General features: G+C 43.4%; 12 protein-coding genes. 9 read left to right on the top strand and 3 right to left on the bottom strand.

Going from position 1 to position 15,454, the window contains the following annotated elements; genetic code table 11:
• Positions 1–14: 14 nt before the first annotated feature.
• Both CJD36_RS09665 and CJD36_RS09660 read right to left on the bottom strand, forming a co-directional pair.
• On the bottom strand, positions 15–1,001 hold the full coding sequence (locus CJD36_RS09665) for a FecR domain-containing protein (protein ID WP_161499262.1): 987 nt from the start codon (positions 999–1,001) through the stop codon (positions 15–17).
• A gap of 10 nt (positions 1,002–1,011) precedes the next feature.
• Complete coding sequence (locus CJD36_RS09660) at positions 1,012–1,578, bottom strand: RNA polymerase sigma-70 factor (RefSeq protein ID WP_105038923.1); 567 nt, start codon at positions 1,576–1,578, stop codon at positions 1,012–1,014.
• Between the two features lie 340 nt (positions 1,579–1,918).
• Here CJD36_RS09660 and CJD36_RS09655 point away from each other — a divergent pair, with 340 nt between their 5' ends.
• On the top strand, positions 1,919–2,752 hold the full coding sequence (locus CJD36_RS09655; RefSeq protein ID WP_105038922.1) for a hypothetical protein: 834 nt from the start codon (positions 1,919–1,921) through the stop codon (positions 2,750–2,752).
• 70 nt (positions 2,753–2,822) lie between these two features.
• The gene (alaS, locus tag CJD36_RS09650; protein ID WP_105038921.1) at positions 2,823–5,447 is read left to right on the top strand and encodes an alanine--tRNA ligase; all 2,625 of its coding nucleotides are present in this window, start codon (positions 2,823–2,825) and stop codon (positions 5,445–5,447) included.
• Between the two features lie 593 nt (positions 5,448–6,040).
• Here the strand turns inward: alaS and CJD36_RS09640 are convergent.
• Positions 6,041–6,835: a class I SAM-dependent methyltransferase gene (locus CJD36_RS09640; protein WP_105038919.1), complete on the bottom strand. Its 795-nt coding sequence runs from the start codon at positions 6,833–6,835 to the stop codon at positions 6,041–6,043.
• A 306-nt stretch (positions 6,836–7,141) separates the two neighbouring features.
• Here CJD36_RS09640 and CJD36_RS09635 point away from each other — a divergent pair, with 306 nt between their 5' ends.
• The 7 genes from CJD36_RS09635 (at position 7,142) to CJD36_RS23230 (ending at position 15,265) form a co-directional block, all read left to right on the top strand.
• Complete coding sequence (locus CJD36_RS09635) at positions 7,142–7,303, top strand: lmo0937 family membrane protein (RefSeq protein WP_105038918.1); 162 nt, start codon at positions 7,142–7,144, stop codon at positions 7,301–7,303.
• A 117-nt stretch (positions 7,304–7,420) separates the two neighbouring features.
• Positions 7,421–8,542, top strand: a complete 1,122-nt coding sequence (gene dnaN / locus CJD36_RS09630) for a DNA polymerase III subunit beta (RefSeq protein ID WP_105038917.1) — start codon at positions 7,421–7,423, stop codon at positions 8,540–8,542.
• 112 nt (positions 8,543–8,654) lie between these two features.
• Positions 8,655–10,355, top strand: a complete 1,701-nt coding sequence (locus tag CJD36_RS09625) for a hypothetical protein (RefSeq protein WP_133162579.1) — start codon at positions 8,655–8,657, stop codon at positions 10,353–10,355.
• A gap of 1,370 nt (positions 10,356–11,725) precedes the next feature.
• A complete protein-coding gene (locus tag CJD36_RS22990) occupies positions 11,726–12,022 on the top strand; it encodes a hypothetical protein (protein WP_133162578.1) in 297 nt (98 codons plus the stop codon).
• 466 nt (positions 12,023–12,488) lie between these two features.
• Entirely contained in the window at positions 12,489–13,619 is a 1,131-nt protein-coding gene (locus tag CJD36_RS09620) for a hypothetical protein (RefSeq protein WP_105038915.1), read from the top strand.
• A gap of 345 nt (positions 13,620–13,964) precedes the next feature.
• Positions 13,965–14,930 (top strand): hypothetical protein, encoded by a 966-nt coding sequence (locus CJD36_RS09615; protein ID WP_133162577.1) that lies wholly within the window; start codon positions 13,965–13,967, stop codon positions 14,928–14,930.
• A gap of 188 nt (positions 14,931–15,118) precedes the next feature.
• Positions 15,119–15,265, top strand: coding sequence for a hypothetical protein (locus CJD36_RS23230; protein ID WP_161499261.1), 147 nt, complete (start codon positions 15,119–15,121; stop codon positions 15,263–15,265).
• The last annotated feature ends 189 nt before the right edge of the window (positions 15,266–15,454 follow it).

Below are 15,454 nucleotides of genomic sequence, written 5' to 3'. Positions count from 1 at the left end.
TACGGCAGATGAGGCTATTTTAATATTATTTCGCTGCCGTTTTTTTCCACGGTTGCCCCTGTCAGCATTTTTATATTCTCTAATATAGCATCCAGGCTTTGCTCGTGGTAGGTACTATTAATAGGTATGTTTTTCAGTGTTGGCGTTGCTATAACTATATGCACATCGAATGCCTCATTAAGTATATCCGTTAGTTTATACAATGGAGTGTGATCGCAAACAAACTCCTTTGTTCTGTAGTAGTTGTACAATACGTCAGTGCTGTTTTCCATCACCGGCTTTTGTTCTTGTTTCAGCACTATCGCTTTCTGGTGTGGCAATACTCTTATAGCATATTGTTTCTTGGCCACCTCTACTATTCCTGTTTCTACAACTACCTCTGTTTTATCATCATTGCTCTTCACATTAAATGAAGTACCCACCACCTTTATGCTGCTGTTATCGGCATCAATGATAAAGGGTTTCGTTTTGTCGGGCGTAACATTAAAGAAGGCTTCACCTTTCAGTACCACATGTCTCGTTCCTCCGCTGAATGAAGTAGGGTAGCTTATTGATGAATTCCTGTTCAGCGTCACTACCGAACCATCTGGCAGGGTGGTGGACATAGCCACATCACCGGCCTGCGTAGTAATGGTACTGCCCGGCCCTGCGGCGAAATAATAAATGGCTCCGCATCCTATCAGCAGCACCAATGCAGCAGCAGCTCTCATCCAGTTGGTCTTGCCCAATGGTATCGCTCTGCCCTTTGGTTGTATTGCTTCCGCCTTCTCTTCTGTCTTCACTTTTGCCATAAAGCGATCCCACGCTTCATTTTCATCAACTGTACTTTGAGACGCCAGGTGCTTACTCTCATCCCATATCAGTTTAAAGTGGTCGAAATGTTTTTTGTTTTCGGCGCTGTCGGCTATCCATTGCTCTACTTCTTGCTGCTCTGTATCTGTAGCTTCACCCAGCAGGTATTTTACCAGCACGTCATCGGTATTTTCCGGTTTTCTGTTCACACTATCCATTTTACAAGGTGAGTAATAATATTATCAATGCTGCCGGCAGAAAGTCTACCAGCTTTCCCCTAAGCAATCTCAGCGCTTTGCCCATCTGGTTCTCTACCGTTTTTACTGATATTCCCAGTTTGTCGGCAATCTGTAGATATTTCAGCTCTTCAAATCTGCTTAGCTGAAATATAGTACGGCATTGTTCCGGTAATTCCTTCATCGCCTCATCCAGTTTTTGCTCCAGGTCGCGGAGGCTCTTTTGATCCGCTGCATTATTTGAATTGCTCATGTTTTGGACTGCATAAGATTGATAAGCTGCTTTTACTTTTACATGTTTCAGGTGATTGAGGCTGTCGTTATATACGCATCTGTATAGGTAGGCTGTGAAAGATTGGTTGATCGTTATTGTCTCCCGGTTCTTCCATATCTTATAAAACATATTCTGTACTATTTCCTCGGCCATCACATCATCTTTTATAATAGTATAGGCATAGGCATGTAGCGCCTTGAAATGCTGCTTAAAGGCAGTCTCAAAAATTGCTGTATTTTCTCTCTTCAATAAAACAGGCCCGCTATCAATTTCCATTATTCCATTTTATGCTAATATCAAATATAATCGCTTTCAATTATCCTTCATTTCTTTCCGCTTATAATAGCAGACAACTAAGTAAAGGAATACCCCTACTCATTCAAAAAAACAATATTCTGTCGAAATTTTTCGACTATTTTTTTATACTTTAGTCCAATTGCTTAATAATATTTTATGTACATTTATTAACTTTAAGTAATTAAATGGCAAAATTCAATAATAAAAGCACTGATTGATAGTACTTTTTGAATTGGCAATAAATTAAATATAAATAAAAGTGAAATTTGTTTTGTCGGGATATCGTTCCATTTCTCTAATAAACAGTTTATAAAATTACATGTCAGAACCTGGGGAGGAGAAGGGCGAAGAACAATTTGACGACCTTCGATTAGAAAATGAAATTAAAAAAATTAAGCTTGCATTAGAGCATGGTGGCCATTTTATATCTCCTATTGATGAAGATCTGCCACCTGAGCTTGAGCGCGAGTGGCTCGACTATGTGCAGCAGTTTGAAGAAGAATTGGCAAAACGTAAGAAGATCCTTGTCTATAATCTTATTGGCCGCCCCCCATATCGCCTGGTCAATAATATCCCCGATGCCGAGATCACCGAAGAATTAAATAAGATAAGGGACGTACTCCACCATAATGCTATTACTGTAGATACTATCAGTAAGGTAGATGACCGTGAACTATACCGTTTTATTACCGATGAGCTCTTTAGGGAAGAGACTAACGACTTGCATATAGAAGGCATGACCACCTGTTTTATCTATGAAGAGTACCATCCCAACCACGACTATGATATCCGTAGCCGCTGCAATGAATTTGTCAATCACATATTAGATAAAAAAAAGGAATGGGCACCCGATTACCTTGGACTTGCGAAGGTGGTAAAGACAAGCAAGGGAGTGCTGACGAATAAAGAAGTTGTAGAAAAGATCATCCATTTCAGAGATGCTTTTAGCAGACTTATCATTCTTGATTTTAAAATAACATCTGTGGTTATCAATGAGGACACTGCAGAGGCCGAGTGTGAAATACGTTATACTGCTACAATGGAAGACGCTGATGAAGAAATGACCTTCTCCGGCGACACTCATTTCGGACTCACCTATACATCTAAGTTGTGGGTGATCTCCAGGCTCAGCCTCCCCGGGCTTCCTCTGTAAAAAATCCATTATTAACCAAAATAGACGGTCGGAGAAATTTGCTTAATTTCGCAGCCTTATTTATATAATAATGCTTACTGCAAACGAGATACGAAGTCAGTTTTTAGATTTTTTTAAAAGTAAAGGGCACGAAATAGTGCCATCTGCCCCCATCGTTGTAAAGAACGATCCTACCCTGTTGTTTACCAATGCGGGTATGAATCAGTTCAAGGATTTTTTTCTGGGCAATGGCACCCCGTCTAATACCCGTATAGCAGACACCCAAAAGTGCCTGCGTGTAAGCGGTAAGCATAACGACCTGGAAGAAGTAGGTGTGGATACTTATCACCATACCATGTTCGAGATGTTGGGCAACTGGAGCTTTGGCGACTACTTTAAGAAGGAAGCAATAGAGTGGAGCTGGGAGCTGCTGACAGAAGTATACAAGATACCTAAAGACAAATTATACGTTACCGTTTTTCAGGGCGATGCTGCTGAAAATCTGCCTATGGACGAAGAGGCTTACAATTACTGGAAACAGTATGTGGCCGAAGATCGTATCCTCATGGGCAACAAAAAAGATAACTTCTGGGAAATGGGCGATACCGGTCCATGTGGTCCTTGCAGCGAGATCCATGTAGATTGCCGTACCGAAGAAGAAAAAGCATTAGTGCCGGGCGCCAAACTGGTGAATGCGGACCACCCGCAGGTGATAGAGATCTGGAACAATGTATTCATGCAGTTCAACCGTCAGAAAGATGGATCTCTGGTAACACTTCCTGCTCAGCATGTAGATACAGGTATGGGCCTCGAGAGGTTAGTACGTGTATTGCAGGGCAAGCAGAGCAACTATGATACTGATCTGTTTACAGGCACTATTGCTGCTATAGAGCAGATGACCGGCAAGAAATATGGTTATACAGATAGCAAGCAGGACGTGGCTTTCCGCGTATTGTCAGATCATATCCGCGCTATAGGCTTTACTATTGCCGATGGTCAGCTGCCGTCTAATACAGGCGCTGGTTATGTTATTCGTCGTATCCTTCGCCGTGCTGTTCGTTACTACTATTCTTACCTCGATTTCAAACACCCTTTACTTTACAAACTGATGGCTGTTTTGGCTAAGCAGTTTGAAGACGTATTCCCCGAGTTGCACAAGCAATTGGATCTGGTAACCAAAGTAGTAAAGGAAGAAGAAGATGCATTCTTACGTACCCTTGAAAAAGGGCTACGCAGAATGGACACACTCATGGCCGACAAGAATACCAGCGGCACAGTAATTGGTGGCGAGAAAGCTTTTGAACTACACGATACTTACGGGTTCCCTATAGATCTTACAGTCTTGATTGCTGGCGAGAAAGGCTACGCGGTAGATCAGCCGGGCTTTGAAGAAGAACTGAAAAAACAAAAGACTCGTAGCCGTGCTGCAACAGCCCTGGATACCCACGACTGGATAGTTGTGCGCGATGCTGCTACTGTAAACTTTGTAGGCTATACCGATCTTGAAGCTGAAGGAAATGTATTGAAATACCGCAAGGTAACATCGAAAGGTAAAGACCTCTACCAGTTCGTACTCGACACTACTCCGTTCTATGCCGAAAGCGGCGGACAGGTAGGTGATACCGGTGAGTTTGTATTCCCTAACGAGAGCATACAGATCATAGATACCAAGAAAGAAGATGGCCTCACCATACATTTCTCCGAAGTATTACCTGATAGTGTTACCGGCCCCGTGCTGGCTAAGGTTGATGCTGGTAAACGCGCTAATACCGAAGTGCACCACAGTGGCACGCACCTGCTGCATGCCGCGCTGCGCGAGGTGTTGGGTACACACGTGGCACAAAAGGGATCTTTAGTAAATGATAATAACCTGCGCTTCGACTTCTCTCACTTTGCAAAGGTGACCGACGAAGAAGTAGCACAGATAGAAAAGATAGTCAACACCAAGATTCGCGAGAACGTACCGGTGGCGATAAAGGAAATGACCAAAGATGAAGCAATAGCAATGGGCGCTATGGCACTCTTTGGTGAGAAGTATGGCAACACAGTTCGCGTTGTAGTTATGGATCCTAATTACTCTATAGAGTTGTGCGGTGGTACACACGTAGGTTCTACCGGCCAACTGGGCTTCTTTAAGATAATTAGCGAAGGTGCTGTGGCTGCGGGTGTACGCCGTATGGAAGCGGTAAGTGGTGTGGCAGCAGAACGTTTTATGAATGAACAATTGGCTTTACTTGACAGCATAGGCGCACAATTAAAGAACAACAAAGATCCGCTGAAAGCCATAGAAAAATTACAGGAAGAAAAGGTAAAACTTGAAGCGCACATAGAGCACCTGGAAGCACGTCAGTTGGTAGGTGTTCGTAATGAATTACTGACCAAAGATGAGATCATCAATGAGATCACGTTCGTAGGCCAGATAGTGAACGTAAGTTCTGCCGATGCGTTGAAGAAGCTCTGCCTCGACCTGAAGAATCACCTCAACGACCTGGTAGTAGTGCTTTGCGCCAACATAGATGGCAAGCCATTTGTAGCAGTAGGTGTAGACGAAAAAGTAAACGCTGCCCGCGGACTGGATGCAAGCAAAATAATAAAGGAAAATGTAGCAGCCCTCATCAAAGGCGGCGGTGGCGGACAGAAAACCCTCGCCACTGCCGGCGGCCAGGACATCACCAACCTGCAACAGGTGATTGATAATGTGAGAGCGATTTTGTAAAATAAAATTATAATGAAATAGAAAAGGGTGGCATTGCCACCCTTTTTTTTTATGCTTAGGCAAACTATTAATCCCTGGCCATTACATGTTATGACCCCGTTAGGGCGTCACCGCTTTGTAGCACCAACACCCACCCAACACTTGCAAGCCGTAGGTTCGCAGCCAATCATAACCGTGTAGTATGCTAATGTTTAAACCCGCCGTTGTTGGTCTTCTGACCAACAACCATCGGGTCGGTTCTCTTTGAGATATATCCAGCCCGAATGTCACGGTGAGGCCCTCGAACCGCGACATTCGCACTGGACGTATTCGTTTTTGTACCTTTTCTGCCGGGTAGCCTGTCAGTGGTAGAGACGCATAATTGCGTCTCCACAGAAGTTGTTTTCGGATGCAAAAAGCCTGTCATTGGCAGGAACGAAGCAGTCTCGCACTGGACGTATTCGTTTTGTGCACCTCTGCCGTTGTCGGTCTCTGACCAACAACCATCGGGTCGGTTCTCTTTGGGATGAGTTCTCCATAGCTCCCTATACATGCGTGCAGACAAATTTTCTTTTGTCAAAATAATTAGCAAAAATATTTTTGTCAAAGCTGCATCACAACCCCTTCCTTAACACCGCAAATATGTAATCGCCGCTATCACTGTTATAATTATCCTTTATCGCCGCAAATTGCCCTGTACTGATATCTTGCTCCAATTGCGCAAGCCCTTCTTGTAGCTCCGCTTCATCAGCCGACACTGCGAATGCGGAAATACCACTTCTTACTGCAGGGTCGAAATACATTTGTGGATGATGTTTACCCGCATAGCAAAACAGATCTTGAAGATCCGGCTGAACAAAATACTTTTCTGTTGTCTGTATTTCAAATCCTGCCTTACACGCAGCCGCCATGGTCGCATCATAGCCAACTTCCCTTCCCATAGTATTTTGTATCATTTTAGGGAAATAATGATTGAGCCAGTAGCCATCCACCTGCTGTGTTGTAAATGTCAGAATAACCACATGTCCACCTGGTTTCAGCACTCTGTATAGTTCTGCAAATCCCAGCTCATGCTGTTGCCAGTGGTGGGTTGTGAAAGTAGCTATCGCCCCATTCATACTTTCAGCTGTCAGCGGTATGTTCTCTACATACCCTTGTAGCCACGGTATACTATTGCTCTTCGCTCTCGCCTCCTGCAGCATGGTCGTAGATGGTTCAACACCAGTGAAACTAAGCCCTCGTGCATGAAGTGCGGTTGTATAATTTCCGGTGCCGCAACCTATGTCCAGATAGCTTCCCCCATCTATGGGTTGCAGCAATTCATACAAATGACCCACAATATACGGGTCTGCCTTTCTCGTTGTATTGTACCCAATTCCCAGACTGTCGTAAAGCGCATTTTTCAACATAATGCAAAATTACTGGCCTTAATTTATTTACTGCTCACTTGCTCTAACTAAATGATCAGATATAGGCATGGAATAAACTGCATTTTAAGCAAATTTTTCTGTTGTTGCTCATCGTCTGCCAAAGGAAGTACCATTACGTGTAATGATGCTGAAGGCATCAGATGTTTATAGAAAATAGATGATTTAAATACACGATGCCGAAGGTATCGGATGTCTATGTATGTAATCAAGCTTTTTAAACCTCTCGCCATTCTCAAAGTCTCATATAATTCAACACTTTCCCTTATTTTTACTCATTCTATTTTTATGGCACTAAGAGGCATTTTATACATTGTTGCCATCATCCTTTTCCTGGGGTGGGTAGCTGGCTATTTCTGGTTCAGAACCGGCGTGCTTATTAACATCCTGCTGGTTCTCGCCGTTGTATCTGCAATAATGGGATTTGTTCGTAAAAACGAGGAAGAATAACCTTTATCTACAGGTTGTTAACACCTATCCACACATTATTCCTATTTATCCACACCACAGTAATAGTCGGCGGGCATGGCTCAAGGATGATTATCTTTGTCTCCAAACATCAATTACATGCGTTTTATTGTAACATCAAATGCCCTGCTCAAAAACCTGCAACAAATCAGCGGTGTGATCAGTTCTAATACCGTTCTTTCAGTACTGGAAGATTTTCTGTTCGAATTAAGCGGCACTACCCTAACACTCACTGCTACCGATCTGGAAACAATGATGAGGGTACAAATGGAAGTAAGCGATGCTGAAGGTAGCGGACGTATCTGCATACCATCTAAGATTCTTACTGAATACCTCAAGAACCTGCCAGAGCAACCGATCAATTTCAATATCAACGAGAACGACCTTTCTATAGAAATGTCGAGTGACATAGGTAAATACCGTATCACAGGCGAAAGAGCTGACGACTTCCCTAAGGAGCCGGCACCGTCTGATACATCTGCGTTCACTATGCCTTCTATCTCTTTGCTGGAGAGCATCAACAAAACATTGTTTGCCGTGAGCAGTGATACCCTTCGCCCTGCCATGACAGGTGTTTACTTCGAAATGGAGCCTAACAGCATCACTTTTGTATCTACCGATGCGCATCGCCTGGTACAGTTCCGCCGCAACGATGTTAACTGCCCTGCAAAAGATGGTTTCGTAGTACCTAAGAAGCCGCTGCAGCAGTTACGCGCTACTTTGCCCCCCGATGCATCTTCATTGCAGTTGGCTTACAACAGCAGCCACCTGTTTGTTACAGGCGAAAAGTTCAGCTTAAGCTGCCGTTTGATCGATGCTCGCTTCCCTGACTACAAAGCAGTAATACCTTCCGAAAATCCATATAACCTTACTATCAACCGTGCCGATTTCATCAGCGCACTGCGTCGTGTAAGCATATTTGCCAACAAGACCACCAACCAGGTCGTATTGGATATCAACGGTAATGCAGTACAGATCAGCGCACAGGATATCGACTTCTCTTACGAAGGAAAGGAAATGCTCAGCTGTCAGTACAATGGCGAGGATATGAAGATAGCCTTCAATGCCAAGCTGATGATAGAACTGATCAACAACCTGGAAGGAACTGAAGTATTGCTGGAACTGAGCACACCTACACGTGCAGGTATCTTCAAGCCGGTAGACACAGTAGAAAATGAACAATTACTAACATTGCTCATGCCATTAATGGTAGGCGTATAAACGATTTAAATTACACTTTTTGATACAGCGGCTGTGTTTACAGCCGCTTTTTTTATGAAATTATATTTACAGTTATGTTCTCAATATATGGACATAAACACACACACTCACTATGATTTACAGGCTCTTGATTTTCATTTTGCTGGTCACCGGCACTTGTTTTGCTCAGCAGCAATTGCAGCCGCAACTGGTCATTCTTGCCCCATATAAGACGATGGTCGGTAAGGGTCTGGAAAAGCAGGTGGCTGATTACAACACGCTGAGTATAGTACAACAGCCGCCTGCCGATAGTAGTGACAACAGTTTTGAAGCAACACTACCTCCATACCTGTTGAGCGCAGTTAAAAGCGAATATGCTTTTTTGAAGCAGGTGGATATTTTCAAAACTATAGCTGTAATGTCCCGCCAGTATCTTCAATACCGTTTTGCTGAGCAGTTGCCCAATGCAATTTTTATTCTCAATAATACACTGTCCGACGGCAGCGTGAACAGCTTGTCCCGCCTGGCTACCGGTAACAGATTTCCCTTTGTGCTCAACTTCCCTACAGCTGAATTATACAGGGAGAAAAATATAATGTATGCGAAAATTGCGGTGAAGCTATATGACAGCACTACCAGAGCATTGGTTATTAATAAGACTTATATAGGCGACTGGCAAAACCACGGTTTCGAATTCGGATGCACCGATAGCTCTATTCAATGTACGATCAACAATGCGTTGTCTCAGATACTCCCCGATGTTATTGCAGAGCTCACTGTAAGATCGCCTGAATTAAAAAGGCAGCAGCACCTGAGGGAAGATGCTATTGCTGTGCTGAACAATGAGTATCTGCAAAAGGGATATAATAAGGATCCGCTGAAAAATATCATAGCCTTTGGAGACGAAAATATAGACCTCAATATCTGTTACCATTCGTTATACAATTATGATAAGACAAAGTTCGTTGCGTTCTTTTTGCAGCAGGTACATCAGGGAGATTTGAAAGACATATTGAAAAAGGACCGGCAGGTAAATATCCAGACCGAAGTGGAAAATGCATTTCCCGATACCATACCTGGCAATTATGCCTATGTAGTATTTGGGGTCAGTTACAAAGGCAAGTGGTATTATGAGAAAAGGAATGTCACTTATTTTGATGGTGTAGATATTGCAGCAGCCAGGCTCAGATTCTTCAGCCAGTTGCTGGCCCTTAATTTCTTTACAGCAGACGCTACTACATTTAACCCGGATTTCTGGGAGACAGGGCTATTTAAAAAAGTGGAAGACCTTACTAAAGAGCCGGAGTGGAATGAGAATAAGAATACGGTATGGAATACCGAAGAAAGGGAGAACAGGCCTTATCTGGGGATGTATGATGTAGTAGCCACTCGCCTTAAGAAGGAACAGGCGGATAGTATTCAAAAGATGGAGCATCGTATAACAGACCGATACCTAGTGCCAATACTCAATAAAGCGGCAAAACCTGTTGGCAAGACTGCCGGTCAGCAGTTTGATCTGGAAAAAGTATCCATGGTATATCCATCAGATCTCAGTAGAATACTGTGCTTTGTCCATGAGGCTGAAGGCCAAAAACAGTCGACAATGATAGTACTTTTACTAAAAGATGGACCGGGTTTTAGAGCTTACGAATGGACTTATCTAAGTCAGGATAAATATAGAATAAAGAACCAGTCGACAGACTTTCTTGATCTTGTAAATACCCTCATCGATTGGAATTTTGCCTGGCCGGCGCTCAATAGTGATCTGTTCTGGAATAAATATGTATTGGCTAGAGACGGCAACAGTTACAAATACCTGAAAGAGCTAAAATAGGTGTTCAACCATTTTTAATGCATACTCTTCGCTGTTTTCGCCTTTGTTGGTCATAAGACCAACAAAGATCCGGCCGATCCTGTTTGAGTACGTAACTATCCGATTCTTCGGTGAAAACTGGAATGAACCTTTACAAACATGTCCATATTTCTAAACCCCCAAACCGGCTCAAACCCGACACCACTGATTCATTCCATCAAATAAAAAATTGTGGACTCTAAAAGTCTGCCTGTTGTAGGTCTCTGATCGACGACCATCGACCAATTCTCTCCGACTTACTGTCGAGAGTTAGCGCAGCGCTCTCGTGACGATACAGTTTATTGGGTCTCTGACAATAAGTGTTCGAAAAGAGTAAAACAGCTCGTGATATGTCCCTTTGGGCAATGTCATTAAGTTAAGGTGATAATAGCATGTAATGATGCCGAAGGTATCAGATGTCTATAGCAGATCTTATAGTAATTTTTGAAACGATGCCGCAGGTATCGGACGTCTAATTAAGCGAATTTCTCTTAACTTAATGACATTGCCCGTAGGGGCTACCGGTTTGTAGTAAAACGTAACAAAAAATGGGCGTTGCCGGTAAGGTCAATGCCATTGACTGAAGCAAATGTACTAGCTCTGAAAGAGCGTCCTCAATAGCGTAGGGCGTTTTAGCCCTACGTCAGAAGCCACCATAACACAAAGCTCTGAAGGAGCGCATTCAATATGGAAGAATGCTTAAGTCAATGCCTTATCTAAGCACAATAGCAACTTTTCGAACACTTATGGTCTCTGACCCGACCATCAGACCGTCTCTCTTTGAGTACGTAACCAAACCTGCTTAACAAAATATCCACATTTCTAAACCACAAATCAACCCCAACCCCAATCGCACAGTCGCATCCCGCCAATTCAAAAAATGTGGATATGTTCATTTGCGCTTAACATTATAGTTACTGACCTTTGTGAGTTAGATTATGAACGTTTCGTATTAAGCGTTACCCTCAAACGCCCCCAGCAGCACCGTCAAAGATTGTCAATGGCAGGCTCTCGAACCGCGACAATCTTTGACCATCGGGCCGATTCTCTTTGAGACACACCAAACCGCTCTTTCGCTTCCCACTCTCAAATTATCGGGCACAATCGGACATAAACCAAAATCACAATCAAATGAAAAACAACAAACTACACCAAATCAATGCCCGATTAGAATTCCATTTCCATCGGGCATTGAAAAAAAAACAACAACGTAGGGGCTGAACATCTTCAGCCCTGCATTAACCGGGCACATATAACGATAACATCAGACATCCTTCGATCCTCTCATCATGAGAGTCAAGGTTCAGACAATACATCGGGCACGATCGGGCACACCCAAAAATCATAACCACATGAAAAACAACACCTTACACCACTCCTATGCCCGATTAGAATTTCATTTCCATCGGGCATTACCTCAAATTTCAAGACAACTGAAGGTGAGCAAGAAGCGTTGGCTGAGCTTGCGAAGAGCGGTCTGGCCAACCACAACGACATGCTGCCCGGCTCCTTTTGCGTGCGGAGCAGTTCGCAAAAGTGCCCGCTTTCTTTTGTTACTTTTCTTTGCGGCAGCACAAAGAAAAGTAAGTAAGCGATTGGACAAAGCAACTGAGCACAACCAAACAGTCATCGGGCACAATCGGGCATAACCCAAAATCACAACCAAATGAAAACCAACAAACTACACTAATCCCATGCCCGATTAGAATTTCATTTCCATCGGGTATCGCTCCCAAAGATCGCCCGTTGTCGGTCTCAGACCGACGACCATCGGGCCGGTTCTCTTTGAGATTGCACCGGGCATCCTGTTATTCCTTTAATCTTATAAATCCTGATTCAGATAACCAACATCGGGCACGATCGGGCATAACCAAAAACCGCAACCAAATGAAAACCAATCAACTACACCAATTCAATGCCCGATCAGAATTTCATTTCCATCGGGCATTCAAAAAAAACAACAACGTAGGGGCTGAACATCTTCAGCCCTGCATAAACCGGGGTTATATCGGAATAACAACCCGTATCCTCCTTTTCCTAAAATCCTGACCATCCTGATTCAGACAAATTGATCACTTTTTATTAAATTTACAAAAACATACATGTATGCTCTCTATGAAAACCAACAAAGCCATAATGCTAACTATTGCCGTTGCAGGCATGCTTAATACCCAATCTATATTCGCCGGAGACCGCACCAAGTGTGGCGACATAGAATACGAAAACATCTATAAACATTTTGTGGGCACTATAGGCAAAGACAAGGTAGTTATAGATCTGCGATGGGGCTATTGCGGCGGATCAAACAATGGCGGCAGCTTCTTTTACAACAGTGCTACCAAAGATTTCAGGTACCTCATGATACAAGAGCCCCTCAGTTATGCGCACAACGTACAGCTCAAAGCAAGCGAATACAGAATAGATGACAACTACTATTCACAAAGCCATGCAGAAGTGCCACACTGGAATTTCTTTATTCAAGGCAACAAACTTACCGGCACATGGCGCAGTGCCGATGGCAAAGACACACTGGCCATAAACCTTACTGAAGATTACAGCAACGCCACCCCTTTAGAAATAATGGCCTATGGCCAGGAAATAAAGAAAGGCAAGGCAAAATACAGCCAGGACGTACACTATAGCTTTATTGGTGTAAAGCCTGCCGACGATATGAAGACAAGAGATGCTGAATTCATCAGTAATATTATGCTGCAGCAGGCTAATGGCACGAGCGTTAACGCAGCATCGTGGGCCGACTATCCCAAAGCTCAGGGACGGAAGGACATAAATACATACAAGGACAACTACAAACCTGACTGGCCTACCAAGAATGTTGGCTATCACAAAGCCTATTGCCACCACTCCATGTTCCCTATGTATAATGAGAATGGCATACTGGTAACAGAATATACCTACTACAACGACAGCTCAAATGGACGCTCATTCCGCAACATAGATGTAGCCAACAAAAAGATCCTTACCACAGCCGATATTCTTACACCCGACAAAGCCACGCTCACCACGCTGTTGCGCAATGAATACAACAATGTAAAGACACCCGAAAACATAGAGAAAATACCGGCAGATAACATAGTGCCTACAGAAAATATCATCATCACTCACAATGGTATTGCGTTCAACTATCCGCAGACTAGCAATTGCTCATCGGAGGTATGGGTATTCCTGTCTTACGACCAGCTAAAACCCATCCTAACTCAAAATTTCAGGGATAAGATGAAGATATAGTACCAATCAAAAAGTAGAACTTGCAATTTGCATGACCCTACTACACACTAATTGATACCCACGCCGGGCGAAGCCTCTTAATTTCTCCACCACTCGTCCTCGTTTGTAACGAGGATGCAACGGCAGGGCGTTTGTAACGCCCGTCAACAATTTCCACGCCCTGCGAAGTCTCGTACTTCCCTCCACCGGCAGGGATCTCTGATTCCCGTCAACCTACCTACACAAACCGCCAATCCACCAAACTCAACTGATCATTATTAGTCATAAATTATTTTCGTTCAATTACTAACGTTACCGGGTAGGCACTCGTCATACTACTTATAACCAACTTAAACCGCTGTTTTTATGAAGAGATCTGTCAATATTGTTATTGCCCTTTGCGTGGCCATTGTCCTGTATTCAGGATGTAAGAAAGAAGATTATCACAACAATACGCCCGTGGTAGTTGTCCCCGATAAAACCAAACTATATCAATTATTCAGTTCACTGCGCGGAACACCACAAACATTTACTGTAACAGCGGGCACCTATCAAACAGTAACAGCAAGCGGTGGTACAAAACTGAAGTTCTACCCCAATTCATTTAAAGATGCATCAGGTAATATCATCACAAGTGGAACAGTTACCCTGCAGATAACGGAAGCCTACAAAGTAGGTGCTATGATCGCCAACATGGCCGTTCCGGTAAGCACTGATGGCAGGCAGCTGATTAGTGGTGGTGAAGTAAAGATCAAGGCCACAATGGGCGGACAGGAAGTATTTGCCAACAAATACAGCACATCTTTCAAACAGCCGGCAACTTCTACACAACCTATGGAACTGTTCATCGGCACTACCGATAGCGACTCTGTAACTACATGGACCCCGGCCGATACAACCGGTTCAGGCACATCAGCAGGAGGCGGAACTACACTTGATACATCAGGCATTACCACAGCCTACTACACGTTCGATTCATGCAATCACTTTAACTGGATCAACTGCGATCATTTTTACTCTTGCGGCTGCACTCTTACAGATATCAACTTCGATATCGTAGATACAACGTTCAACGCTTATAATACCGCTGTCTTTGTAATATTCCCTTCCATCAATTCTGTTGGTAATGCTTATCCAGGTTCCGGTCATGATTTTGCTTACAACAATGTACCGGTCGGCACTACCATAGATATAGTATGTGTCTCAGTAATAGGCACTAACTATTATTACTGCCACCAGACAGGCATAACAACAGCAGCCGGTCTGGTTGTAAACCCTGTTATGACGGCACAGACGCTGTCTTATATTACTGCTGCTTTGGCCGCACTATAACATATTTAGATACCAATACAATAGCCTCTATCCTATTGAACACTCCTGTGATCCCTGACAATTTTAGGAGCTGTAGAAAGAGGCTGCCAGCTGGCAGCCTCTTTCTTTAAAAATATTTTACGGATTACTAACATTTATTGCAAGTACCTCGTCAATATAAGCAGAGCATAAACCCTTCAAGCTATTTTATGGAAAAAAGATTTCGGGTGTTGGTGGCCTTTTATGGTCTGGTAGTATTGGTGATGATGGCAAGTAAGAAAAGTGAAAATGGCAGGAATACGATCAGCCGTGCACCAGAGACCAGAATAGCTGCCTGGGACAAAATGGCGAGATAATAATAACTTATAACTTAAACCCTTTTCGGATTGTTACCTATAACCCCTTATTAGTTCTGGCGATGTAAAAATGGGGTTGTCTACCAAGGCAACCTCCTTTTTAAACTTTTTTTCATCATTTACTAACGCACAGCACAAGTGCTGCGTCATATAAGGTAACAAACACAAAAGTTCAATATAGCAAAAAGA

Source organism: Flavipsychrobacter stenotrophus, assembly GCF_002954265.1.
Classification (GTDB): Bacteria; Bacteroidota; Bacteroidia; order Chitinophagales; family Chitinophagaceae; genus Flavipsychrobacter; species Flavipsychrobacter stenotrophus.
The sequence above is the reverse complement of the archived record's forward strand: the minus strand, read 5'-3'. Positions and strand labels throughout refer to the sequence as shown.